This window comes from Leptolyngbya sp. FACHB-8, from assembly GCF_014695575.1.
Taxonomy (GTDB): Bacteria; Cyanobacteriota; Cyanobacteriia; order Elainellales; family Elainellaceae; genus Vacuolonema.
The window spans coordinates 1-25,791 of the sequence record NZ_JACJOO010000071.1 but is presented as its reverse complement, the minus strand read 5'-3'; the positions used below and the strand labels follow the sequence as shown (position 1 = coordinate 25,791).

General features: G+C 48.7%; 20 protein-coding genes. 11 read left to right on the top strand and 9 right to left on the bottom strand.

The window, feature by feature from the left end; all coding sequences use genetic code 11:
- Positions 1 to 301 precede the first annotated feature (301 nt).
- The 3 genes from H6F91_RS19105 to H6F91_RS19095 all read left to right on the top strand — a co-directional run bounded on the left by H6F91_RS19105 (position 302) and on the right by H6F91_RS19095 (position 2,361).
- The gene (locus H6F91_RS19105; protein ID WP_190771567.1) at positions 302 to 1,270 is read left to right on the top strand and encodes a putative 2-dehydropantoate 2-reductase; all 969 of its coding nucleotides are present in this window, start codon (positions 302 to 304) and stop codon (positions 1,268 to 1,270) included.
- A gap of 173 nt (positions 1,271 to 1,443) precedes the next feature.
- Positions 1,444 to 1,539, top strand: coding sequence for a cytochrome b6-f complex subunit PetL (locus H6F91_RS19100; protein ID WP_190771577.1), 96 nt, complete (start codon positions 1,444 to 1,446; stop codon positions 1,537 to 1,539).
- Between the two features lie 141 nt (positions 1,540 to 1,680).
- Positions 1,681 to 2,361, top strand: coding sequence for a queuosine precursor transporter (locus H6F91_RS19095; protein ID WP_190771578.1), 681 nt, complete (start codon positions 1,681 to 1,683; stop codon positions 2,359 to 2,361).
- A gap of 241 nt (positions 2,362 to 2,602) precedes the next feature.
- Here the strand turns inward: H6F91_RS19095 and H6F91_RS19090 are convergent, their stop codons facing one another.
- From H6F91_RS19090 to gyrB, 6 genes are all read right to left on the bottom strand, one after another.
- A complete protein-coding gene (locus H6F91_RS19090) occupies positions 2,603 to 3,388 on the bottom strand; it encodes an amino acid ABC transporter ATP-binding protein (RefSeq protein ID WP_277874408.1) in 786 nt (261 codons plus the stop codon).
- A 228-nt stretch (positions 3,389 to 3,616) separates the two neighbouring features.
- The gene (locus H6F91_RS19085) at positions 3,617 to 4,828 is read right to left on the bottom strand and encodes an amino acid ABC transporter permease (RefSeq protein WP_190771568.1); all 1,212 of its coding nucleotides are present in this window, start codon (positions 4,826 to 4,828) and stop codon (positions 3,617 to 3,619) included.
- A gap of 42 nt (positions 4,829 to 4,870) precedes the next feature.
- Positions 4,871 to 6,046, bottom strand: a complete 1,176-nt coding sequence (locus H6F91_RS19080; RefSeq protein ID WP_190771569.1) for an ABC transporter permease subunit — start codon at positions 6,044 to 6,046, stop codon at positions 4,871 to 4,873.
- A gap of 80 nt (positions 6,047 to 6,126) precedes the next feature.
- Positions 6,127 to 7,224 carry an amino acid ABC transporter substrate-binding protein gene (locus H6F91_RS19075; protein ID WP_190771570.1) on the bottom strand — a complete coding sequence of 366 codons (1,098 nt, stop codon included), beginning with the start codon at positions 7,222 to 7,224 and terminating at the stop codon, positions 6,127 to 6,129.
- A gap of 1,162 nt (positions 7,225 to 8,386) precedes the next feature.
- Positions 8,387 to 8,596: a hypothetical protein gene (locus H6F91_RS19070; protein WP_190789436.1), complete on the bottom strand. Its 210-nt coding sequence runs from the start codon at positions 8,594 to 8,596 to the stop codon at positions 8,387 to 8,389.
- 848 nt (positions 8,597 to 9,444) lie between these two features.
- Positions 9,445 to 11,382 carry a DNA topoisomerase (ATP-hydrolyzing) subunit B gene (gene gyrB / locus H6F91_RS19065; RefSeq protein WP_190772585.1) on the bottom strand — a complete coding sequence of 646 codons (1,938 nt, stop codon included), beginning with the start codon at positions 11,380 to 11,382 and terminating at the stop codon, positions 9,445 to 9,447.
- A gap of 410 nt (positions 11,383 to 11,792) precedes the next feature.
- Here gyrB and miaA point away from each other — a divergent pair, with 410 nt between their 5' ends.
- Entirely contained in the window at positions 11,793 to 12,773 is a 981-nt protein-coding gene (gene miaA, locus H6F91_RS19060; protein ID WP_190789435.1) for a tRNA (adenosine(37)-N6)-dimethylallyltransferase MiaA, read from the top strand.
- Here the strand turns inward: miaA and H6F91_RS19055 are convergent.
- Entirely contained in the window at positions 12,751 to 13,650 is a 900-nt protein-coding gene (locus H6F91_RS19055; protein ID WP_190772586.1) for a GGDEF domain-containing protein, read from the bottom strand. The genes miaA and H6F91_RS19055 overlap by 23 nt on opposite strands.
- 265 nt (positions 13,651 to 13,915) lie before the next feature.
- Between H6F91_RS19055 and H6F91_RS19050 the strand changes: the two genes are divergently transcribed.
- Entirely contained in the window at positions 13,916 to 15,652 is a 1,737-nt protein-coding gene (locus H6F91_RS19050; RefSeq protein WP_190772587.1) for an ATP-binding protein, read from the top strand.
- A 271-nt stretch (positions 15,653 to 15,923) separates the two neighbouring features.
- Here H6F91_RS19050 and H6F91_RS19045 read toward each other — a convergent pair whose 3' ends face one another.
- Positions 15,924 to 16,169: a hypothetical protein gene (locus H6F91_RS19045; RefSeq protein ID WP_190772588.1), complete on the bottom strand. Its 246-nt coding sequence runs from the start codon at positions 16,167 to 16,169 to the stop codon at positions 15,924 to 15,926.
- A gap of 506 nt (positions 16,170 to 16,675) precedes the next feature.
- A complete protein-coding gene (locus tag H6F91_RS19040) occupies positions 16,676 to 16,924 on the bottom strand; it encodes a hypothetical protein (protein ID WP_190772589.1) in 249 nt (82 codons plus the stop codon).
- Between the two features lie 370 nt (positions 16,925 to 17,294).
- Between H6F91_RS19040 and H6F91_RS19035 the strand changes: the two genes are divergently transcribed.
- The 6 genes from H6F91_RS19035 (at position 17,295) to H6F91_RS19010 (ending at position 25,757) form a co-directional block, all read left to right on the top strand.
- Positions 17,295 to 19,772 carry an ATP-dependent Clp protease ATP-binding subunit gene (locus H6F91_RS19035; RefSeq protein WP_190772590.1) on the top strand — a complete coding sequence of 826 codons (2,478 nt, stop codon included), beginning with the start codon at positions 17,295 to 17,297 and terminating at the stop codon, positions 19,770 to 19,772.
- 892 nt (positions 19,773 to 20,664) lie between these two features.
- Positions 20,665 to 23,178, top strand: coding sequence for an AMP-binding protein (locus H6F91_RS19030; RefSeq protein WP_190772591.1), 2,514 nt, complete (start codon positions 20,665 to 20,667; stop codon positions 23,176 to 23,178).
- Positions 23,179 to 23,484: 306 nt separating this feature from the next.
- Positions 23,485 to 23,652: a hypothetical protein gene (locus H6F91_RS19025; RefSeq protein WP_190772592.1), complete on the top strand. Its 168-nt coding sequence runs from the start codon at positions 23,485 to 23,487 to the stop codon at positions 23,650 to 23,652.
- 133 nt (positions 23,653 to 23,785) lie between these two features.
- The gene (locus H6F91_RS19020; protein WP_190772593.1) at positions 23,786 to 24,205 is read left to right on the top strand and encodes a GFA family protein; all 420 of its coding nucleotides are present in this window, start codon (positions 23,786 to 23,788) and stop codon (positions 24,203 to 24,205) included.
- 180 nt (positions 24,206 to 24,385) lie between these two features.
- Positions 24,386 to 24,913, top strand: a complete 528-nt coding sequence (locus H6F91_RS19015; RefSeq protein ID WP_190772594.1) for an adenylate kinase — start codon at positions 24,386 to 24,388, stop codon at positions 24,911 to 24,913.
- 298 nt (positions 24,914 to 25,211) lie between these two features.
- Positions 25,212 to 25,757 (top strand): GNAT family N-acetyltransferase, encoded by a 546-nt coding sequence (locus H6F91_RS19010; protein ID WP_190772595.1) that lies wholly within the window; start codon positions 25,212 to 25,214, stop codon positions 25,755 to 25,757.
- Positions 25,758 to 25,791: the final 34 nt, after the last annotated feature.

Below are 25,791 nucleotides of genomic sequence, written 5' to 3'. Positions count from 1 at the left end.
CCCCTACGTCCGTAAACCCTATCTAAATTTACGACTGGTTGAACTAGATTAGATTGCGATTGTGGCAGATACCCAGACCGGTAGGTTGAGCATACCTGTTATGAAGTTCGATGAATTGGCATAAGACTCAACACAGCTTCCTCGCTGCGACTGGGAATGCTGATGATATGTGATGTCTTTTCCGAGATGCCGTGCTGTCTGTATCTTAGAGAATGTTTCATCATCTATTTTTCGGGGTCATTTTCCCCGCACAAACCGTTATACATTCCATTCACCTGCGCATTCGTATCCAGGAGCCGTTATGACCACCACCAATACATCCAAATTTCGTTACGCCGTGGTCGGCACAGGAGCACTGGGCGGCTTCTACGGAGCACGGTTGCAACAGGCAGGGATGGAGTTGCATTACCTGCTTAACCGTGATTATGAGCATGTAAAAATTCACGGCTTGAAAGTAGACTCTCCGGATGGCAACTTTGTATTGCCTCAGGTCAATGCCTACAGTAACGCCGCGGATATGCCGGCCTGTGATGTCGTCATCGTGGCCTTAAAAACAACGCAAAATCACCTCTTGAAAGAAATACTGCCGCCTATTGTGAAGCCGGATGGTGTGGTGTTAGTGTTGCAGAACGGCCTCGGAGTCGAAGCAGAAGCAGCCAGAATTGTTGGGAGCGATCGCGTCATCGGTGGCCTTTGTTTCCTCTGCTCCAATAAAGCAGGGCCAGGGCACATTAACCATCTGGATTATAAGAAAATCACGATGGGAGAATATACAGGGGACAATTCGCCTGGCGGGGTGAGCGATCGCCTCAAAACCATTGCTGCCGACTTTGAACAAGCGGGCATTCCCATTGAAATGGCCGAGGATCTGGTGCTGGCCCGCTGGAAGAAACTGATGTGGAATATTCCGTTCAATGGTCTATCGGTTGTGCTCGATGCCACGACGGACTACATCATGCAAGACCTCTACGCTCGGGCTTTAGCCATCCGTTTGATGGAAGAAGTACAGCAGGGAGCCGCAACCCAGGGACGCCATATCCCTGATGAGTTTCTGCAAGTCATGCTGGATCACACCGATGCCATGAAACCCTACCGTACCAGCATGAAAATTGACTACGACGAAAAGCGCCCCTTAGAAGTAGAAGCGATGTATGGCAGTCCTCTCCGCACGGCTATGTCAGGCGGCGTCAGCTTGCCGCGCATCGAGATGCTCTATCAACAGTTGAAGTTTCTGGATCGCCACAATCGTCAGGTGCGGGCTCAATCCTAATCACCTCAGGCCATATCTATTTTGGAATCCAACCCGAAAATAGCCCGCCGAAGGCGGGCTATTTTCGGGCTTCAAAGCTGAGAATTGCTGACACAAAACCTGGTTATCCATGCCCACAACATGATTCAATGGAGAATTGATAAGAAAATATCGTGTTGGATGGAGTAAATGTTATGGGTGGAGCGATCGCCTACATCGTCATGCTGGGTGGTGCCGCTGGTACTGCTATTGGCCTCTACTACGGCTTACGTTTGGTTAAGCTAATCTAGAAATTGATCTGATCTAAACTTCATCGTGCTGGTTAACGATCTCAAAGATTAACACCAGCACGATTTTTCGTTTCTGCACACGATAGATTTTGAATGAGGGACGTACCCCCTGCAAACAATATTCCATCCTTGCGATCGCCCATGAAAGCCTACCGCCATATCGACACTGTCACAGCACTCTTCGTTGCGGTGCTGCTAATCTCCAACATCGCCTCCACCAAAATTTTGGTCTTGGGACCGTTTACCTTTGATGGCGGGACGTTAATTTTCCCCCTTAGCTACATTTTTGGAGATGTCCTGACAGAGGTGTATGGCTATGGGCGATCGCGCAAAGTGATCTGGCTGGGATTTCTGTGTGCCGCGCTTATGACGGCGACCTTTGCCATTGTAGGCGCGCTGCCCCCTGCCGCTGATTGGCCATTGCAGAATGCCTATATGAGTATCCTGGGGCAAACCCCTCGGATTGTAATGGCGAGTTTGGTTGCCTATTTGGCGGGTGAATTCTCCAATTCCTTCACCTTAGCGAAACTGAAGATCGCAACCGCAGGCCGCTGGTTATGGTTACGAACTATTAGTTCAACGCTGGTGGGGCAATTGGTTGATACGGCATTGTTTGTCGCGATCGCCTTCAGTGGTGTATTCCCCAGTCATCTGCTTTGGACGTTGGTGATCTCAAATTACCTGTTTAAGTGTGGCGTCGAAATTCTCTTCACACCGATTACTTACGCCATTACGGGTTGGTTAAAGCGCCAGGAAAATGAGGATTTTTACGATACAGAAACCAATTTCAATCCCTTTCATTTTTCAGGGGTGAACCGTTAGGCTGTTTCAATAATTTTATTCTTAGGACTTACGCAGGTTCACGACGTTTAGTGCATTCTTGTTGTGTGGTGTGCGAAGCACACCACACAACAAGAATGCGTAAGTCCTGGTTCTGATAAAGGCAGAGCGTGAGGATTCACTCCCACGCTCTGCCTTTATCTTTTTAGGACAGGTTGTTTTTGAAAAGCCATGTTCGCACGGCTTTTCAAAAACAACCTGTCCTGGTTCTAAGCGTGTAATGCTATAGAATCTGCGAGAGAAACTTTTGGGTTCGTTCTTCTCGCGGGTTATTGAAGAAGGCTTCGGGAGTTCCTTCTTCAACAATAAGACCGTCGGCCATAAGAACAACGCGGTCAGCAACCTCACGGGCAAAGCCAACCTCGTGGGTTACAACCACCATGGTCATCCCAGATTTAGCCAGGCTACGCATGACATCCAACACTTCTCGCACCATTTCGGGGTCGAGGGCGGAAGTGGGTTCGTCGAAAAGCATGACCTTGGGCTGCATAGCAAGAGCACGAGCGATCGCCACCCGTTGCTGTTGCCCCCCCGAAAGCTGGCCGGGAAACTTCTTTGCTTGCTCCAGAATACCCACCCGTTCTAACAATTGCAGGGCCACCTCCTCAGCTTTTGCCTTGGGCCAACGGCGTACCCAAATAGGAGCCAGCATCACATTTTGCAGCACTGACAGGTGGGGAAACAGGTTGAACTGCTGAAACACCATTCCCACTTCCTGACGAATGGCTTCAATGTTCCGCACATCATGGGAAAGGTGAATGCCATCCACCACAATCTTTCCCTTCTGGTAGGATTCCAGAGCATTAAAGGTACGGATGAAGGTGGATTTACCAGAACCCGATGGTCCCATCACGACGAGCACCTCGCCCTTCGGTACCGTCAGGCTGACGCCGCGTAGCACATGAAAATTATTGTCGTACCACTTCTCAACATCCTGGGCGATAATCATCGGCCCAGCATTATCTGGGGGAGTCGAACCGTTTACTGTCTCTGCTTGATATTGCGCCATTGTTTTAGAATCTCCTGTCCATTAAGCGGCGACTGCCCAACCTGAAAATTTTGAAACCCCATTCGACGTGGTATAACGTCCACTTCAAAAGCTGAATGATGCACTTTTAGAAAAGTGTCACAGGCAGACCATCTTCAAAAAAGATAATATGCACTACCATAGCGTGACGAAGCGCTAGGAAATGTTAACAATCACACCAGATCATCATGAGGCGTACCATTTGAGCCTTTATCTTCCTGTGTTTAAGGAGCGCTCTAAGCGACGGCTCGCGAGCGACATCAAATAACAAAACACCCAGAAAATCGCTCCGATAAAGAGGTAAACCTCCCAGTATCGCCCAATAAAATTGGGGTTTGCCAGAATGGCACGGCTAATACCCAACAGCTCCAAAATCGAAACAATGGATAGAAGCGTGGTGTCTTGAAACAAACTAATAAACTGACCCACAATAGCCGGAATCGAAATCTTAAGGGCCTGGGGCAACACAATCAACGCGGTGGCGAGAGCAGGATTTAAGCCCAGGGCATTTGCCGCTTCTACCTGTCCTCGGGGAATCGCTTGCAAACCACCTCGCACGTTTTCAGCCAGATAGGCCGCACTGAACAGCGTTAATCCAATAATGGCTCGCAGTACGTTTGCTGGACGAATTCCCTGCGGCAGGAACAACGGGATCATGTTCTGGCCAATGAACAGAATGGCAATCAGTGGTACCCCTCGAATAATTTCGATGTACAGCACCGACAACAAACGAATGACCGGCAAGGAACTTTGCCGTCCCAGAGCTAGCAAAACTCCCAGGGGGAAACACAGCAAAATGCTAACGACTGACACAAACAGGGTCAGCGTCAGACCACCCCAGTTGTTCGTGGAAACAGGCTTCAAGCCTAAACCACCAGCCAGTAGCCACATCACCACAAAGAAAGAAGCCATCCAGGCAAACGACACCCATTTCCCAAATTCGGGTTGTGAGCGCCCCATCTGCTGCCCAACCCAGGCGGAGGCTACTAGCAGACCAATGACCGCAAGCAGTGCCACACGGTACAGCACAGGTGTTGGCATAATGACCGCAAACAAAGCGGCTACCCCAATAACAGCCAGTGGCCCATAACCATACAGCTTCGCTACATTGCGCGACAGAATACCCCAGCTAAGGCCACTGAGAATGCCAATCAGCGCCAGTATTGCCCATAGTCGCCAGTGCTGATCCGCAGGATAACGACCCACGAAATAGAGCGGCCAGTTCGCTGGGATAACGGTCCATTTCGCCGTCGTCGTAGCCCACTTAACAAAACTCAGCACAAACCAGGCCAGGGTTCCCAGCAGCACTACACTGAGAATGCTGTTGGGAATACTATTAAAAAGATTCTTACGTAGCCAGGCCACAGCGCCGGTGGAGGCTTGGGCCGGTGGATTTGAGGAAGGAGGGAATGTGGTGGTCATGGCGATCGCCAAACAACTTTACTAAATGCGGTTGAAGGGAAATTAACGTTCATGCAATTGAACTGAGCGGTTCAGCGTATTCATCACCACTGAGATGACCAGGTTAATGAGTAGATAGGTCGCCGCAATAATGAAAAATACTTCGAGGGGACGCCCCGTCTGGTTAAACGTGGTGGACGCAGTGGAGTAAATATCGGGATAGCCGATCGCCAGAGCTAAACTGGAGTTCTTTGCCAGGTTCATGTATTGGCTGTTCAAAGAGGGAATAATGACGCGAAGTGCCTGAGGAAACACCACCAGTCGCATCAAGAGCCCTGAGTTTAACCCTAATGCCCGTGCTGCTTCCCACTGCCCTTTTGACACAGATTGAATCCCAGCTCGCACAATTTCCGCGATAAACGCTCCGGTATAAAATACCAGGCCGCCTAAAACGGCTGTATATTCCAGCGATAACCGCAAGCCACCCGCAATACCACCCGTATCGTTGGGCTTCGGGAACTGCCAACCCAACCCAAACAGCAACAGGAATAACGCGACTCCTGCCAACACCAGTAAGGCAATTAATTGCGGTTTACCCGAAGCGCCCTGGGTTTCCATCACCTTCAACCGCCACTGCCAGAGGAAAAATCCAACAATTGCGGCTAATATCAGCAGCACCAGAGATATCCAGGCGATTAGTGTGCTGGCCATCCAGGGAATAAATACCCCACCCCCTTGCAACTTCGTGATGTAGAAGAAACCAAGAATCTGCCGGGGTTGGGCTCCGGCTAGGCCAAAAATAATGCCAAAGTACCAGACAAACAGTTGCAGCAGCAGCGGCGTATTGCGAATCAGTTCTACATAAACCTGATTGAGCTTACGCACCAACCAGTTGTCTGAAAAACTGGCAATTCCAGCGATAACCCCTAACAGGGTAGTCAATACAAACCCCACCAGAATCAAACGCAAGGTGTTCACCAAGCCCACCAGGAATGCCTTCCAGTAGGGATCCTGGGGTCGATACGGAATCGCTGTTTCCCCAATATTGAAGCTTGAGGGGTTAAAAAGAAAACCAAAATTGAATTGCCGCCCCTGCTGTTGCAGTGTTCGAAAGGCGTTACCAAACAGCGTGGAAAGAATTAGAACAACAAGCACTAAAACAATAACTTGGATGGCGATTTTCCAGAATCGTTCGTCTCGCCAAAGGGGAATTTTATCGCGATCGCCAGTTGGAGCCATACTCCGGAGCCTCAAGCACAGTTAAAACGCAGAGGAGGCTCTGGAACCACATTCCAAAGCCTCCTAAAAAATCATTGAACTTAGCGGAATGGGGGCGAGTACATCAGGCCGCCCTCAGTCCAGAGTTTGTTGAGGCCGCGGTCGATCGCCAGGGGCGAACCAGTACCCACGTTGCGCTCATAAACCTCGCCATAGTTACCGACCGCAGCAATTACTTTTACCATGTAATCATTGCTCAGGCCTAGCTGGCTCCCCAGGTCACCCTCAGTGCCAAGAAAACGACGAATTTCCGGGTTTTCACTCTTCACCGCATCTTGCACTGAAGCTTGGCTAATATCAAACTCTTCAGCCTGGAACAAGCCATAGGTCACCCACCGAACCACGTCGAACCATTGGGAGTCATTGTTAACTGTTACAGGTCCCAAAGGTTCCTTAGACATCGTTACATCCAACAGGACGTGATCGTCAGGGTTGGCAAGGGTTGTCCGGCGAGCCGCTAGCTGAGAGCGGTCAGATGTCACTGCTTCGCAACGACCTTCAGCATAAGCTGCGTAGGTCGCGTCAGAATCCTGGAATTTAACTTCGTTATATTGAACGCCCAGAGCGCGCATTTTATCAGCCAAGTTCAGCTCGGTGGTGGTTCCTGTTTCCACGCAGACCGACTTACCAGCCAAATCTTCTAAATCTGTAATACCGCTGGCTTTGGTAACCATCATGCCCTGGCCATCGAAGAAAGTGGTGGGAGCAAACTCCAGACCATTACCACCGGCAGCATCTCGGCTACTTGTCCAGGTGGTATTACGAGATAGCATATCCACTTCACCCCCGGCCAGAGCGGTAAAACGCTCGGTCGAGTCAAGGTTACGGTATTCGATCTTTTCATCAATATTTTCGGACGTATCAAATACAGCCGCTGCCACAGCCCGGCATATATCCACATCCAATCCTGAGTAGGCCCCGCTGGAATCAACGAAGCTGAAGCCAGGGATACTGCCTTCCACTCCACAAATCAGTTTGCCGCGCGATTTTATTGCTCCCAATCGGCTACCGGCACTGGCATTTGCGGTGGTTCCCTCACCCCCCGCACCACCAGAATTAGACGGTGCTGTTGACGTACAACCTGTCAGAGTGATAACTGAAAGCGTTGCTGCAAACAGCAAAGATCTCCACTTAGCCATGATTTACTGCTCACTTCTGGACGAAGAATAACTTCATTGGAAACGTTCAGACACAGCAGTTGGATGAGGCCAAGCTTGTACTGGCGAACCATCGCCCTCCAAGCAAAAACCTATCATTGCAGGTGAGGGGTATCAAGCTACATTTCATAGCTCATGCCCTCAAAATCTACAGCTCCTATTGCATACAATGTCGGTCTATTTAACCAGCCTTGAATGCAATAACAAAGGAAGCGACACCCGGTTGCTGCTTGAACATTTTCAACAGTCTACTGCTTTTGTATTTCTGTATGTATCAGGAAATACAATGTCACAGGATAGAGTTTCATTAATAAAAACTATATAGGTAGCAAAATGAGTAATAGGCAGTTTCAAATAACTTCAGATATTGCAGCAAAGCATAAAACTACAACTTTGAGCTTTAATTTAAGCAATAATTTAGATTTTAGGATTAAGAGATGAAAACAAATTTGGCTCTGAAGGTGGCAGGAATTTACCAGAGAAACTTTGAGAGGTTAATACAGTGCACGAAGCTTGCCATATCAACCTTTCAAAGTTCTTCACTAGTCGAAGTTTGCTTCTAGAACTACTCGTATTAAGGGGCGTAAATTTGCCTACGTTTAGAGATAAGGGGTGTGTGGTACCTTCCATCTCTAAACATAAGTAAATCTACGCTACTGAGTACTAAGGAGGTTTCTGCATAAGAATTTACCCAGAATGTTGGCGCTTTGCCCGCGAAGCGGGCAAAGCGCCAACATTCTGGGGGTAATTTCATTACTGGAAATCTCCTAAGCTTTTTAACTCCAGTTAGAAGTATTTTTAATAGGTATCGATTGGATAATCGTAACAAGGGATAGCGCGGCGTCAGGAACTACAGCCGTTTTACAAATTATGTAGAAACCATAGCGAACGAACTTAGCTCTGATAGGAAAGTAGGGGTCAAAGAATCTTTGACAAAGACCCCAGACCTTTTTCGGAATCCAAAGAGTAATAAAGCGATACTTTTTCGTCTACTCAAATCAAAACCTAGAATCCTGATTTTGGCATTACTTCCAATAGCAAAATCAGGATTCTAGGTTTTGGCTCAAGCTGTAAGTAACGCCAGTACTGTCAGAGCTATATGTACCACCTAGCTCTGATGGATATATCAGAGAGCATACCCTGGCTACCGGGTGTGTGCCAGTTCTCGAATTAAAGGAAGACGGGAACGAACGTAATCGCCTAGGACATCCATTTCTAAGCCATTCAAGGGGTGCTCAGAACCGAATTGGTTAACGAGCCAGTTCTCTAGACTGCTGTCGTCCAGATTCAACAGGATGCTGGATTGAGTATCGTCGATGAAGGACCAGAAGCGGTGTAGCAATAGAGGTGTCATGGATACCTCTCTTAAGGCTTTTTTAATATTTAACATGTTCCTACGATAAATCCTAGCCCCGTTTTCTGGTAGGGGGACACACAAGACAACACAAGTTGTACCATTATCGTTACAATGCGTCGAATTACTTGACCTTGTTGTATCCAAACCTGTGCATCTGCATCTTTATTGAATGCGGGGCTTATATTACGAACATCCTCTAACCAGGTAAATCAAAAAGCTGAAATGCTTATTCTGGAGGGCATACAGCATTAATCTGTTTAAGGAATTAACGTAATTTTCGGTTACATACAGGGCCTTATTAAACGCTTGGCAACCTCAATAATTTGCAACACGATAGTGTTACTTAGTAGGCTTGACGGAACAGCCCGTATAGTAAAGAACACTTGAGAGGCTGCATGAAAAATTGATTCTTCATGCGCTATACGTACGAAAAATTCGTCTCTTGGCGGATCTTTCAAACAGCCTCTTACAGCGCTTTTAAGGGCTGTAATTGCAAAGCCTTTTTTAAAGAAAAAGAGTTAGGGTTCTTTCGCTGCGTATAGTATTACGTGCTTAGAACAGGGTATTTTTGAAAAACTGTTATGTACGGCTTTTCAAAAATACCTTGTTCTGAGCACAGCCCGATAACTCACTAACCTCAGTTCGGAATAAGCTGAAGTGCTCATTTTGGCGTGCGCTTTGCGCACGCCAAAATGAGTGTTTTCAAGTGCCGCACGTTGCGCGGCACTCGAAAACACCCTTAACCCCGACTCAGGTTTACTACGATCGCCCCAAACCTCTCAGAGAAGGGCAAAAAAATGTGCACAGTACTCAATACCGTGCACAACTTGCTTTACAACGGAGTATTAAATATCCAGGTCAGTGAGGTTGAGTTTAGGGCCATGGGTTTCGATGAACTCACGACGGGGAGCTACACGATCGCCCATCAACACCGTAAAGATGCGATCGGCCTCGGCAGCATCCTCGATCTCGACTCGTTTGAGGGTGCGTGTCTCAGGATTCATGGTTGTCTCCCAAAGCTGCACAGGCATCATTTCACCCAGACCCTTAAATCGCTGGATTTCGTACTTAGCGTTTTCGGGGAAAGAGGCAATGAGTTGGTCGCGTTCGCGATCGCTATAGCAGTAGAAATGGTTGCGGCCCCGCTCCACCTTATAGAGGGGAGGGCAGGCAATGTAAACAAAGCCCTGATCCACCATGGCTCGCTGGTAGCGATAGAAGAAGGTGAGTAGTAGGGTACGAATATGAGCACCATCCACATCTGCGTCCGTCATGATGATGATGCGGTGGTAACGCAGTTGTGATGCGTCGAATTCCTCGCCTTTAATTCCTAGGCCTAAAGCCGTGATAAGCGCTTGAATCTCCGTGTTCTTGTAGATTTTGGCATCGTCAGTTTTCTCGATGTTGAGGATCTTACCCCGCAGTGGGAGAATCGCCTGGAACTGGCGATCGCGCCCTTGTTTGGCTGAACCACCCGCAGAGTCCCCTTCCACAATATAGATCTCAGACTCGCTGGGGTCACGAGAGCTACAGTCGGCCAGCTTACCGGGAAGGGTAGAAGATTCTAAAACTGACTTCCGGCGTACCAGTTCGCGGGCCTTGCGAGCGGCCTCGGCGGCTTTGTACGCTTCAATGGCCTTATCGAGAATCGAATCGGCCACACCGGGGCGGAAGTCGAGGTACTCCGTCAAGGTTTCGCCAACAATGGTGTCGACAATCCCCCGAACTTCGGTGTTACCCAGCTTGGTTTTGGTTTGCCCTTCAAATTCCGGATCCGGAACTTTCACCGAAACCACCGCTGTCAAACCTTCCCGGATGTTTTCTCCAGCCAGGTTAGATTCGTTTTCCTTGATTTTGTTGCGCTTACGGGCGATCGCATTCATCGTCCGGGTCAGCACCGTCTTCAAGCCTTCCAGGTGCGTCCCACCATCCACCGTGCGGATGTTGTTGGCAAACCCTAAGAGGTTATCGGTGTAAGCGTCAACACACCATTGCAACGCTACTTCCACCTGGATATTATTGCGTTCGCCCTGAACGAAAATAATTTCGTCGTGGATCGGTTGCTTATCACTGTTAACGTAGGAGATGTACTCCTTGATGCCACCTTCGTAGTAATAGGTTTCGACATGGGGCTCGGTTAACTTCCGGAGCTCCAGGCGGTTGTCTGTGAAGGTGATGCGAACGCCCCCATTGAGGAAGGCCAATTCTCGCAGACGACCCGCCAGGGTCGCATAGTCAAACTCAATACCCGTTGTAAAAATTTGAACATCAGGCATGAAGGTGACAGAGGTGCCAGTGCGATCGACTTTAGTCGGCTCGACCTGCATCTCGCCTACCACAGCCCCCCGCTCCAGGTGCAGCTTATGAACCGTCTTCTCCCGCCAGACGGAGACATCTAAGCTTGCCGACAGGGCGTTTACAACGGAGATGCCAACCCCGTGCAGACCGCCGGACACCTTATAACCTCCATCACCAAACTTGCCCCCAGCATGGAGCACAGTCAGCACGGTCTCTAGCGCTGACTTACCCGTTTGTGGATGAATGCCTGTGGGAATGCCCCGACCATCATCCGTGACAGTGACGGAGCCATCGGCATTGAGAGATACATCAATATTTTTGCAATAGCCTGCTAGCGCTTCGTCAACGGAGTTGTCTACTACTTCGTAGACCAGGTGATGCAAGCCTCTAGGCCCGGTACTACCAATGTACATCCCCGGACGTTTACGAACCGCCTCTAGCCCTTCAAGAACTCGGATCTGGCCAGCATCATAGCCGGTTGTCATAGAGTGTCTCCTATAACTGCGCTGAAGCCCTCTTAAGCCTCAAAACAAAAAAACGCCTTAAAATTATAACACATCCGCCTCTAAAGGCATTCTAAGGGCATCTGAATTGAGATTTGAAGAGGGGATGGAAATGGGGAAAATTGTCGTCAACCGCACAAGGGGCCATAAGGGGGGCAGGGGAGATGGGCATCAAAGTCCGCTAAGATTCTGTCTAAGTTGCTTTGAGGGTACTTCAGATCCCGCAAAATATTCCTACTTGTTGCTATTAAATCGATAGCTCATGGCGACCAGAATCTTGACCGTTCCGTTAGGTTTCCTCAACAATTCTGACTGAGCTAGCAGATCCTTAGGGTAGGAGAAACCCGAACAGATAGACAAATTCCAATCTTGATTTCCCTTGGTTACACGCGTTGGACAACAATACCTCTGTACTAAATTCTAACAAATCTGCCCTGATTGTGGTATGTGGCCCTACAGCTACCGGAAAAACCGGGCTGGCGATCGCCCTCTCCCAACGTCTCGGCAGCCCCATCCTGAGTGCTGATTCGCGACAGGTGTACCGGGAATTTGACATTGGTACTGCTAAGCCGACCTCAGAAGAGCAACAACAGGCTCCTCACTACTTAATTGATATTTGCAACCCTACTGAAACGTTCACCGTTGCCGACTACCAGCAACAGGCGCAGCACCTAATCTCCCTCTTTCACCATAAGGGGAAAGAATCCGGAATTGCCGTTCCTTTGTTAGTGGGAGGAACGGGGCTTTACATTAAAGCGGTAACCCGAGGGATGAAAATTCCCCGTGTCGCTCCTCAAGAGGAATTGCGATCGCAACTCGCAGCTCTAGGCCAACCCCTCTGCTATGCCCTGTTAAAACAGGTTGACCCTGCGGCTTGTGAGCGGATTCACGGCAATGACCAGGTGCGTACCCTACGGGCATTGGAGGTTTTCTACGTGACGGGAAAACCTATTTCAGAGCAACAGGGTGAATATCCCCCCCATTATCCTATTTTGCAGATTGGGTTGGACTGTGGTGAACCCGTACCACAAGAGCCAGATCTTTTAACGGAACGCATTCGTAAACGGACCCAACACTTATTTGAAATAGGATTTATCGAAGAAGTAGAAACGTTGGGTAAACGGTATGGATTTGATTTACCCCTGCTAAATACCCTGGGATATGCCGAAGTCAAGCAGTATTTAGCAGGGAAAATTTCATTGGATGAAGCGATCGCCCAAACTGTTTTGCATACCCGCCAATTTGCCAAGCGACAACGCACCTGGTTTCGTTCAGACACTCAAATTGAATGGTTTGATTCTAATCATCCCCAGCTAGTGGAACAGGTTTGGGAACATGTTCAGGCTTGGCTTAGTCAATGGCTAGAGGCATGAGATCCGCACCATCTTCTAGCCACGAAACTCGGTTTTTACCACTGCGTTTGCTCTGGTAGAGTGCCATGTCCGCTTTGGCATAGAACTGTTCGTCGGATTGGATACGGTTTGTCACTACAAGCCCTACACTGGCACTGAATTCCAGCTCAGGGGGAAGCAGATCTTCTTTGCTAAGCAGGGCGATCGCCATCCGCAACCGCTCAGCAATTTCGAGGGCCTGAGGTAAAGGACAACCTGGCAAAAACACGGCAAACTCATCCCCCCCAATGCGAGCCGAGGTATCCAGCAGGCGCGTATTCAGCCGAAGCAATTCGGATACTTGGCACAGAACGCGATCGCCCATCAGGTGCCCGCAGGTATCATTAATCTCTTTGAAATTATCAAGATCTAGCAGCACCAGTGCATGGGAAATACCCGGGGCATTCAGTTGCGGCATGGAGGTCGTCATGGCCTCGATTAAACCACGGCGATTTGCCAATCCGGTTAGGGGATCGGTGCGTGCCATCTCCGTAGTTTCTTCTAAAGCTTTGCGAGTTTGCAGCAAGTCGGGCAGTTTTTGATACAAGCAGAAAGCTGTGTACACACTAGCCGCTGCTGTCATGAGTTTCTCAATTCCTTCAAGCCAATAGTCTGAATGCCAGATGTTCCAGACACTCAGCAAATGACCAATGCCACAGCTAAAAATAAATGCCACAAACAGCATCAACAGTGGAGTCGCTCCAGTACTCACATGTTGGCGGTTCATGTACAGAATCAGGGGAATTGAGAAGTAGGCCAGCCCAATTAACCCATCTGCCACAACATGCACCGTTGTCAGGGGAACATTCCAGAAGAAACAGGTTCCGTGGGGCATCAAGGCCAGTTCCAGCAGAGGCACAAGCGTATTGTTAAAAGCGTCCAGGGGTAAGCCTTTTTGAAACGCTATTAGCGGGCTGTTAAAGCCAGCCAATCTTTCAAAAAGGGCGCTAAGCAGAACGAATGTATTTTCGAACAGATGTATCATGTAAAAGCAGATCCCTTATCCTCCATAGGGAGCTAAGTCCGTCACCGCAATCCAGCCGATTGCGAACGTGCATTCTTCCCTACAAGGGGGCATGAGGAAAGCAGCATTGATATCCAGTGCACCATCAGCGAGATCAGGTATGGAACTTGAGAATGCCATCGGCTCAGTGATTCAAGGGTCGCTCAGTCAGGGGTTAGAAGTGCGGCTGCACCCCGATGTTTCTGTTGAAGACATGCGGGTCGGAAAGTTCCTGGTGGTGCAGGGGCGACGATCGCGCTTCTTTTGTATGCTGACTGATGTGACACTCGGTACGGCGAGTCCACGTATCCTGGCAAATCCTCCAGATCCCAACAATACCTTCCTACAAGAGGTTCTGGCAGGGAGCGGTACTTATGGAACTATAAACCTTTCGCCCATGCTGATGTTTACCCCTACAGACGGAGGTTCAAACCCACCATCAAACGGTAAGGGAACTAAAGATAAGGCGAAAGGAAAAAAATCTGACTTGTCCTCCTATCAAGCTAACACTAACGCTGTTGAATTGCTTCCCGTCAAAACTATTCCCAGCCACTTCAGTCAGGTGTTCGAAGCCAGCGAGCGAGACTTCCGTGCGGTGTTTGGTTGGGAGGATGATCCCCACCGGCGCAATTTCTCTATTGGCATGCCGATGGATATGGAGGTGTCAATATGTCTAGATTTGGACCGCTTTGTCGAGCGAAGCAATGGGATTTTCGGCAAATCAGGGACGGGCAAGTCCTTCCTGACCCGGCTTTTGTTATCAGGTATTATTCGCCGCCGCGCTGCCGTTAACCTGATTTTTGATATGCACTCCGAGTACGGTTGGGAAGCGACCAGCGAGGGCAGCAAATCACGAGTTTCTACGGTCAAAGGTTTACGGCAACTGTTTCCTGACCAGGTGCAGATGTATACCCTCGACCCGGAGTCAACCCGGCGGCGAGGTGTGCGCGATGCCCAGGAACTCTATATCAGCTTCGACCAGATTGAGGTGGAAGACCTGATGCTGGTGCGTGGCGAGTTGAACCTTTCAGAAGCCAGCCTGGAAAATGCGATTATTCTCCGTAACGAGTTTGGCAAAAGCTGGATTAATCGCCTGCTCGCTATGAGCAATGAGGAGATTCAGGAATTTTGCGAAGTAAAAATGGGCAGCAAGTCCTCCATTATGGCGTTGCAGCGCAAGCTGACCCGTCTGGAGGATTTGAAGTATCTGCGGCAGACTTGCCCGAAGAACTATGTGGGGCAAATTCTCGAATCTCTGGAAGCTGGGAAGCATGTGGTTGTCGAGTTCGGTTCTCAGTCCAACATGCTCTCCTATATGTTGGCCACGAATATTATTGCCCGCCGCATCCATGCCAGTTATGTACACAAGGCTGAGAAGTTTTTGCAGACGAAAAATGTGAGCGATCGCCCCCATCAACTGGTCATCACCATTGAAGAAGCCCACCGCTTTCTCGACCCTGCCACCGTTCGCCAGACCATCTTCGGCACCATTGCCCGAGAGATGCGGAAATACTTCGTCACCCTGCTGGTGGTCGATCAGCGTCCTTCCGGTATTGATAACGAAGTGATGTCCCAGGTAGGAACCCGCATCACCGCTCTGCTGAATGATGAGAAAGATATTGATGCCATTTTTACCGGAGTTTCCGGTGGGCAGGCATTGCGCTCGGTGCTAGCAAAGTTAGACTCGAAGCAGCAGGCTCTGGTGTTAGGTCACGCAGTGCCCATGCCTGTGGTAGTACGTACCCGACCCTATGACGAGACATTTTATGCGGAGATTGGCGATCGCGATTGGCAATCAATGTCCGATGAGGCCGTCTTAGCCGCTGCTCCAAGTGCTTTGGCTGACTTAGGATTCTAGCCTTTCACCATTTGCTAAGGGCGGTTTTACCCTTCTCCTAACAAAACAACCAATGGTGTCTTTCAAACCCGTCCTTGCGATCGCAAGGACGGGTTTTGTCCTGGAGTGAGGGACACAGTTAGAAAGTATCTGCTAAACCTTCCCCTACGCCCTACTGACAATGCTTTCTAAGGAGATTTCCAGATAAGAACTTCCCCATTATTTGGAAAAAAGGCGCGGCGAAGCCGCGCCTTTTTTCCAAATAATGGGGATATTGTTTTTCAGAGATCTCCTAATTCTTTTCTAACATTTGCATCGCCATTGCCAAGCTCACCTTCATGCGGTTAAATGCCTTGACAATATCGCCTACATCCTTTGCCTGGTACTCAAACTTGGCTCTCATATGGCCCGTGCTGGCTACATCTGCGATGTGGGCCATACGGTCGAGGGAGCGTACCATGAAGCGCCGTAGAAGGAAGTTGACGGCAAGGATGGTGATGGCATTGCAAGCACGGCTGCGGCGATCGCCCAATGTCATATTGAACTTGCCAGCTTAGCGACGGAACATGCACCTTGATAGCATTGAGTTGTACCCGGGTACATCCCACTTTTGCAGATTGAAATCCCAGTTTTGTTAATGTGGCGGGCTTCGCCCGCCACATTAACAAAACTGGGATGCACCCGTTGTACCCTGCTTCAACCTGCAGTTCTAAGGTTTGTTTTAAACAGTTGTTTTTTCGGGCGCTAAGCACTCGGAAAAACAACCCTTCTAAGCAGCTTTAAAATACCCCTTAGTAAGTTGGCTTACTCTCAAGAAACTGTGAGTTTCTTTTGTATAGGAAATAGAGGGCGATCGCTCTCCACTCCCTCATTCGATCTTAAGAAACACACTTGTTTCTTTCATATTTCATGGGTGAAACCGTGAAACATTTTCACTCAATGAGGCGCTCACATCCTGTCTAAAACCAAACCCGGAAATCTCTGTTTTCTCGTCGCCTGACAACGAAAAAACAGAGATTCCCGGGTTTGATGCTAGATCTGAGCTTAAATAGCCCGATGGTCGAAGGGCTGCTCTTTGAAGGAAGACAGCTTTACTGGCATTGGTTCCAGGCTGTAGCCCACGACCTGAACATCAAGGCAAAAAACGCCAAGACGGGGGCGTATTTCAAAGGCAGGTTCGCGGCCCTGTTCAAACTCTTGCTCGCTCATCAAGCGATACCCCGTGGCCGCAGGAATCAATTGCACCGGAGTCTTAGTAGAGCGAGAAACCAGCCAATGAGTAGGCTGAAACATAAGGCAGAATTTCCATCAGTGAATCGATATGAAATAGTATCGAGTTTTCGACAAAAATACGCGTGCCTCTCCGGGTGTGGAAAACTCGCACAAAAGGATGGCGTTTGCCTCACCCTATAGTTAGGCTCAGTTTTGTTTCGACATGTGTAAAGTATGAGGCTAAATTTTGCATTCTATGTATGCCAAAGCGAAGCTGAGTCTAGCGATAAAGTCCGTCCAAAGATTACGGTTATCCCTCCCCGAGGTTGCTTCATGAAGCAAAACATTCTCGATACATTAATAAATGTATCGACATAGAGCATTAGACTAAGCCTGACAATCTATCGGACTCAACGGCAGTGTCAGGAGAACTTCGTCAAGGAACTACGCCATGTTTGAGTATTTCACCGAGAAGGCGATCGCCGTTGTCATGGCTGCTCAAGAAGAAGCCCGTCGCACCGGCCATAACTTCGTGGGCACCGAGCAAATTCTGCTAGGAATGCTGAAGGTCAAGGACACGATCGCCAACACTGTCCTATCGAATCTCGGCGTAACCCTGGACTCGGCCCGCTATCAAGTTGAACGGTTGGTTGGTCGCGGTTCTGGCTACGTCCCCCCCGAAATTCCCTTCACCCCCAAAGTTAAAGAGAGCTTTGCCGAAGCGTTTCAGGAAGCTCGTCAGCTTGACCAACCTTATATCGCACCTGAGCATCTGTTACTGAGCCTGGCTCAGCAAAATGACAGCGTTGCCGTCCGGGTACTGCGTCAGTTGGGTGTTGACCTTCCTAGCCTACGCACCCGTATCATTCAGGCCGTTAACGAAGAACAGCTGGTCGCCACCCGCAGTGGAACCAACCGTTCGCCTGTACCTCGCTCCAACGCCAAGACTCCCATGCTTCAGGAGTTTGGCACCGATCTGACCCAGATGGCCCTCGAAGGCAAGCTGGATCCCGTAGTTGGTCGTCAAGTTGAAATTGAGCGGGTTATCCAGATTCTCGGTCGTCGTCGGAAGAACAACCCTGTGCTTATTGGGGAACCCGGTGTGGGTAAGACGGCGCTCGCTGAAGGCTTGGCCCAACGCATCGCTTACGAAGACGTACCCGAAGCCCTACTCGACAAGCGCGTCGTGAGCCTGAGCATGGGTACCCTGCTCGCCGGAACCCGCTTCCGGGGAGACTTTGAAGAGCGCATCAAGCAGATTCTGGATGAAGTCCGTCAGTCGGGCAACGTCATTCTGGTGATTGACGAAATCCATACCCTGGTTGGTTCAGGATCTCTGGAAGGTGGCATGGATGCCGCCAACCTGATGAAGCCTGCCCTGGCTCGTGGTGACCTGCAATGCATCGGTGCTACAACCCTGGATGAGTATCGCCAGCACATCGAGAAGGATGCCGCTCTTGAGCGCCGCTTCCAACCCGTTATGGTGGAAGAACCCAGCGTTCTGGAGACCATGGAGATCCTACGGGGCGTGCGTCAGCGCTACGAGCAGCACCACCGTCTCATCATCACCGATGAAGCGTTGGAAACTGCGGCCACCTGGTCCCATCGTTATATTCCCGATCGCTACCTCCCCGATAAGGCGATTGACCTGATCGATGAGGCCGGTTCTCGCGTACGACTGCGCTATGCTGTGCGATCGCCTGACCGCGACCTGAAGCAACAATTGCGCCAGGTCATTGTGGATAAGGATGCCTCTCTAGAAGCCCAAGATTTTGATAAGGCGTCAGAGTTGCGCGATCGCGAACGGGAACTGGAAAGCCAACTCCTTAACCTCCAGGTTCAGGGTGATACTGCGGAACATACTGTTGCTCGTCCCGAAGTTACCTCTGAGGACATCGCCCAGGTAGTCGAAGCCTGGACTGGCATTCCTGTTAGCAAGCTGACAGAATCTGAATCCATTGCCCTGCTGCATCTGGAAGACCAGTTGCACGAGCGGGTCATTGGTCAGGATGAAGCTGTGAAGGCAGCCGCCCGGGCCATTCGTCGCGCGCGGGTTGGCCTGAAGAATGCCGATCGCCCGATCGCTAGCCTCTTCTTCTCTGGCCCCACCGGTGTTGGTAAGACTGAGTTGGCCAAAGCACTGGCCGCAGCAGTCTTCGGTTCGGAAGAAGCGATGATTCGCGTCGACATGTCTGAAATGATGGAATCCCACACGGTTTCCAAGATGATCGGATCGCCTCCGGGCTATGTCGGTTATGACGAAGGCGGACAACTGACGGAAGCAGTACGGCGCAAGCCCTACACTGTCCTTCTGTTCGACGAAGTTGAGAAGGCGCATCCTGATGTGTTCAACCTGTTGCTGCAATTGCTGGAAGATGGCCGTCTGACCGATGCGAAAGGTCGGGTTGTCAGCTTCAAGAACACGCTGATCCTGTTTACTTCCAACATTGGCTCCCGTGCCATTGAGAAGGGCGGTGCAGGCTTAGGCTTCAGCACGACTGAAGACCTGGCCGAGTCGCAGTACAACCAGCTGCGCAACCGCGTCATGGACGACCTGAAGAATTACTTCCGTCCTGAGCTGCTGAACCGACTGGATGAGATCATCGTCTTCCGTCAACTCACCCGTGAGGAAGTAAGCCACATCGCTGATATCCTCGTGCAGGAAGTGAACGAGCGGTTAAGCGATCGCAGTATGTCCCTTGAAATCACCCCTGCTCTCAAAGAGAAGCTGGTGAATGAGGGTTATAACCCCTCCTATGGAGCCCGTCCCCTGCGTCGTACCATCACGCGATTGGTGGAAGACAATCTTGCTGAGGCCCTGTTGTCAGGTACAGCAAAAGAGGGCGATCGGATCATTCTAGATGTGGATGACGACCAGCAAGTCACGGTTCGGACAGCAGATCAACCCGTGTTGCAGTTGGTTGGCTAATACGAATCTCCTGATCAGGATTTTGGAATAGCAACTCTTTAAACCCAAATTGAATCCTGAGTAATAGCGTGGCACAATCGGCCACGCTATTTTTTTACCCGGCTCACTGAATCCCCCCTTTCTTCCTCAACACTACAAAATGGGCTTTTTCGAGGGGCCGCTTTGCGCGCCCCTCGAAAAAGCCCTTAACCCGTCAGGTTGTGTAGCAGCCAAAGGGTTTGTACTTCAGTCACTTAGGCCTGTAACGGGGAAATTTGGCGTAGTGAGTTCTCGTTCAAATGAAAGCTTCCAAATCTACCCTGGCTGGCTTTTTCTTCACAAAGCCTGAAATTCTTCATCTAAACATTATCGAAAACACCTAAGTAATCTCCGTATACAGGGTTAATATTCTTAGAAGCATCTACCTAATTCATCCGTAATGTTTTTAGAAGCTCAGTTCTTTCTCAGATCTTTGCTTGAGTACGTTGGTAGACCGAAGTTTTTCTAGAAGCCCATTCGAGGGTCATTCAGCATACATGATTCGATTAAGTACGAGTTAGTCCGAAATGATTTGATGCTGTTTTGTGTTCTCTATGAGTTAGCGATCGCCTTCACAACGAACGATAGGTTTGTTTTTCAAAGACAAATACCACAGTGTGATGGAAGATAAAACCTCCATTTTTTTATTGTGTTTGTAAGGATTGAACGTTTTATAAGTTGAGGGAAGCGATCGAGCGTCACAATCCCTTGACGCGATTTGCTTTTCTGATCACGAGGTGCAAAATCTCGTTAATTTCGGCTGCATACGAGTGTTAGCCAGAGTGAAACGTGTAGACCGCACGGCTCCTCCCTGGAGGAAAGATTTGTTGCTTTAGTAACTCTCAAAACCAGAGCAGATTAAGAGCCTTTAGATATGTTTGAATCCTTCTCTCATCTTCACGACCAACTAGCAATCATCACAGAAGATGGTCTTAGAGTTTCTTACAGAGAACTCGACCAACTCATCGAGAAATTTATATCTCGTTTTTCATCCGGTCGAGGTGTTGCTCTAATTGAATGCGAGAATTCATTAAATTCAGTTATCGCTTATCTAAGTGCGCTCCGTGCGGGCTGCCCGGCACTTTTAGTTGCATCCAATCAGCCTGAAGTTAATCAGAAATTGCAGGCTCAATTTTCAGTTTTATATTGTATTGATACTACTGCTGATACCGTCACAACCCATAAGACAGAAACAGACATTCAAGTACATCCTGATTTAGCGGTCATCCTCTCAACCTCCGGTTCAACAGGTACGGCAAAATCTATTCGGCTGTCCCACAAAGCTCTTGAGGCCAATGCGAGATCGATCATTGAGTACCTCTCCATTAACTCGGAAGATCGAGCGCCCACCACTCTGCCCATGTATTACTCCTATGGGCTCTCCGTGATCAATTCTCATTTGTTAGCAGGCGCGACGTTGGTTCTTACACAAAAATCCGTCGCAGAACCAGAGTTTTGGGAACTCTTTGATCAACATCATTGCACTAGTTTTGCTGGGGTGCCCCATAGCTATGCCCTGATTGAAAAGAGCGGCGTAAAAACAGCCGAACGCAAGACGTTACGGTATGCAACGCAAGCCGGGGGCCGTCTTGAACCCAGCCGTGTAAAAGCGTTGACAGAGCAAAGCCAGAAGGAAGGCTGGCAATTTTTTGTGATGTACGGCCAAACAGAGGCAACCGCTCGGATGGCTTATCTTCCACCTGATCGAGCATTAGAAAATCCCAATTGCATTGGCATTCCGATTCCCGGGGGCAAATTTCGACTGATCGATGATCAAGGAGTTGAAATTGAAGGCCCAGACGAAACAGGAGAACTGGTTTATACGGGTGACAATGTGATGATGGGCTACGCGCTCAGTGCTGAAGACTTATCTCGCGGCTATGACCTAACAGAATTACAGACGGGCGACCTGGCACGCCGAACCCGCGATGGTCTCTACTACATTGTTGGCCGGAAAAAGCGCTTTGTGAAACTGTACGGCCTGCGAATTAGCCTTGATGAGGTGGATGGGTGGTTGCTTGATCAGGGCTATAGTGCGGTTAGCACAGGCCGAAACGATACTCTGTGGATTCTAACTACGGCAGCAATGCAAGCCGTAACCATTCGCGATTCGGTTGCCGATTGGTTGGGTTTGCCTGCGGCCACGATTCATGTGGGGGTCGTCGAAACCATTCCTCGGAAGGCAAATGGCAAGATCGACTTCAGTGAAGTTGCGCGTTTAGCAGATCATGAGGCAGAAAAGTTGGATGCGGCGATCGCCGCCCAAACCCAAAAAAACTCGAAAAAGACAGTCCGAGAAATCTTTGTGACTCGTTTTTCAAACAAAGAGATTGACTCAGAATCGTCTTTTGTTACCTTAGGAGGTAGCTCCTTAGACTACATCGATATGATGCTAGAGCTAGAGAAGAGCGTCAGCAACTTACCCCAAAATTGGTACGAGTTACCCCTGCGTGATTTGGAACAATTGCAAGGTAACCACAGTTTATTTCAAAAGCTGGAAACCCAGATTCTGCTTCGATTTGTTGCAATTTCGTTAATTGTGATTGGGCATCTTACAGAAACAGACCCGGGTGGATCCAGTGCCGCTTTGCTGTTGATGATTGCTGGCTTTAATTTTTCTCGATTTCAGCTTCCCAATATTATTACCACAGGGTCAATTCGGCCAATATTGGCCCTTGCTGCAACTATTGCAGTCCCCAGCATTGGTTATCTTTTACTAACACAGGCTGTGTTCAACAGTCTATATTTCCCATCTTTACTTCTGTTCTCCAACCTTGTTAGGGCCAATGCAAACAATGGTTTTTCCCTTTGGTTTATTGAAGTCTATATCCAAATTCTTCTGATTGCCGCATTCGTAGTCAGCTTAATACCCAAGAAATATATTTCCAGAGCACGCCAAGAGCTCGTCGCTGCTAGCCTGGTCGTGATTTCTATATTGATAAATCTGCTCACTCCAATGGTTTGGGACACAACACATCTGTTGAACCGAGTTCCCCACGTATATTTCTGGCTCTTTGCCATGGGTATTGGGGCTCAAACATTGGAAAGCAAACCATTCAAGATTATTTTATCAGCCATGTTCCTGACCACTGCTTACCAGAATATAGGTGACAGGGCTGCATTTGAGATTCTGACTTATGGTGGCCTTCTACTCCTATGGCTTCCCTGGGCTAAGGTGCCTGCTTTCCTGAAAGCACCTATCTCACAAGTTGCTAGTGCCTCCCTATTTATTTATCTCTCGCACTTCCAGTTCAATTCCCTGAGCGCCAAAATTTTTGGAGACCATGGCTGGGTCGGTGTAATCGTTGCACTTATTGGAGGGGCGATCGCCTGGAAATACTATCTTGCCTTTTGCTCCTACCTGATGCGTACTCGACTAAAAAACTAATACCAATTCAACACAAAGCTGCACCTAACGTTCTCCGTCCTGTTAAGAGGATGTCTGGAATTTGGACGCTAGACATTTAGCCTGGCGTCCAAATTACCAGGCATCCTCTTAGGAACCTTCAGCGTTAGCAAGTGGTGTGACGGAAACTGCAGGTGTTATTAGAATAACCTGAGTTCGGGTTAAGGGCGTTTTCGAGTGCCGTGCGTTGCGCGGCACTCGAAAACGCTCATTTTGGCGTGCGCTTTGCGCACGCCAAAATGAGCACTTCAGCTTATCCCGAACTGAGGTTATTAGAATAAAATGTATGTGGTGAATTATCAGTCTGAGGATGCGGAAATAATTGGTAAGGTGCTACAGAAATACTCCACGGTGGGCCAACTTCCAGCAATGCCTCTGATTGGTGTACGAGCCATGGTAGAGGAGAAGTTCTTTATAGAAGTCGATGCTGAAGCTGTGGTAAACGGTGATGGATAGATGTAGAAGGCTTTAAATACGCTATGTAGACGCGGCAGGCTAATAAGTATTGCAGCAGAATAAAGTCTTTTGTGCTTGGTGTAATGTTAATTGCACTCGCTGAACGCAGTCGTTAGATACCTGGAGAAAGCAGATGAATGAGTCAGTCATTCACGGCAGTTGCCTTTGTGGAACGGTAACATTTGAGGTTAACCCACCATTCCAGAAAATGGCTCATTGTCACTGCTCACGGTGTCGCAAAGGCACAGGCACAGGCCATGCTACAAATTTAACTGTTGAGCCCAGTCAGTTCCGATGGCTTTCAGGGGAGGAAGTCATCACACGTTATGACCTTCCCACAGCCAAGAGCTTCGGCAAATGGTTTTGTCGCCATTGCGGGTGCCCAGTCCCGCGCCTCACGCGCAACGGCAAAGTCATGGTTATTCCGGCTGGCTCATTGGATACAGAGCCGTCGATTACTCCGACAGATCACATCTTCTGGGCATCCAGAGTATCGTGGGGTTGTGCTAGCGGAGGGCTTCCAACCCACACCGAGTATCCAGAGACATGGTAGAGCAGAACGTACCTAACAAGGTGCGTTTTCCATCGTTCCTGCTTCCGCTACGCTCTAGCAGGGCCTCGACTAAGCTAGGGCATCACTGGCTGCATGTGGGCGCAGCCCTATACTGTTAGTCAGTCCGTAAAAGTGCATTACTGAAGAGTAGTTGAAAGCAACATTCATGAGGAGATGCTTGTGAACAAAGTTGCTGTATTTGGTAATGCTGGAGGCGGCAAGTCTACACTCAGCAAACGTTTAGCAGAAATAACAGGTTTGCCTATGGTTGCTTTAGACCTTTTGAAGTACAAACCTGGTGGTAAAGAAGTTCCCTACGAAGAATACAAAGTTGCTCATGATCAACTCCTTCAGCAAGACCAATGGATAATTGATGGATATGGATCATTAGATACGGTATGGGAACGACTGGAGGCTGCTGACACCTTAATTTATATGGATATGCCAGTGCTGCAGCACTATTGGTGGGTAACGAAGCGATTCTTGAAAGGCTTTCTCGTTCCACCCGCAAATTGGCCTGAGAATAGCCCGCTCTTGAAGGGTACGCTGAACAGTTATTATACGGTTTGGCTATGCAATAAGAAACTCACACCAAAGTATCGAGAGTACGTGCATAAAGCGAAGGGAAGCAAGCAGGTTTATCATCTTCAGTCTCCTAAGCATGTGAAGGAGTTCTACAAAGCTATCGAACTAAAACTCGCAAAATAAAGGCCATTTGCGATATTTAAAAATGCTCAAAGAGCGATATGCCGTCCCGAAGCTACCCATGAGGTTATCTGCAAATGAGATTGTATAACCTTACACACCCTGGTTAGAACAGATTAATTTTTTGAAAAGCTGCGTTCAGCGCAGCTTTTCAAAAAATAACGTTCCTGCTTCTCAGCATGTAGTGCTACAAAACGAAGACTGCTGATGCTAAGTTCAAACTTATCTGCCGTCGCTGCGTTTCGTCATTGGCATACTATAGAGCTAGCAAAAATAACAACTTTTTGAGGAGAGGTGTGTGATGATACGAAAAAGTATGGATAAGGATTTTGAAAAGATTTTCAATATTATTAATGATGCAGCAATTGCTTATAAAGGAGTAATTCCACCTGATCGGTGGCATGAGCCGTATATGGCAAAAGAAGAGCTAAAAGCGCAAATCGAGGATGGTGTAATTTTTTCATGTTATGTCGATAATAATGAAATTATTGGAGTTATGGGGATCCAAGACAAAGTAGATGTAAACCTAATTCGTCATGCGTATGTCAAAACAAAACAAAGAAACAAAGGCATTGGAACATACCTGCTTCGGGAATTGACGCAAGGTTCAACAAAGCCGATTTTAGTTGGAACTTGGAAAGCAGCCAGTTGGGCAATAAGCTTTTACGAAAAGAACGGTTTTTGTCTTGTTGAGGAGGAGGAGAAGAATTACCTGCTAAAGAAATATTGGAGGATTCCAGATCGGCAAGTTGAGACTTCAGTTGTTTTGGCGTTGCATAATGAGAATGATGCAGAGTTGAAAATGCTTTATGAATTGTCCTCATTGCACCAGCGACAGAATTGTTAAAAATGGGCATCGCAATGGTAAGCAAAGCTACTTG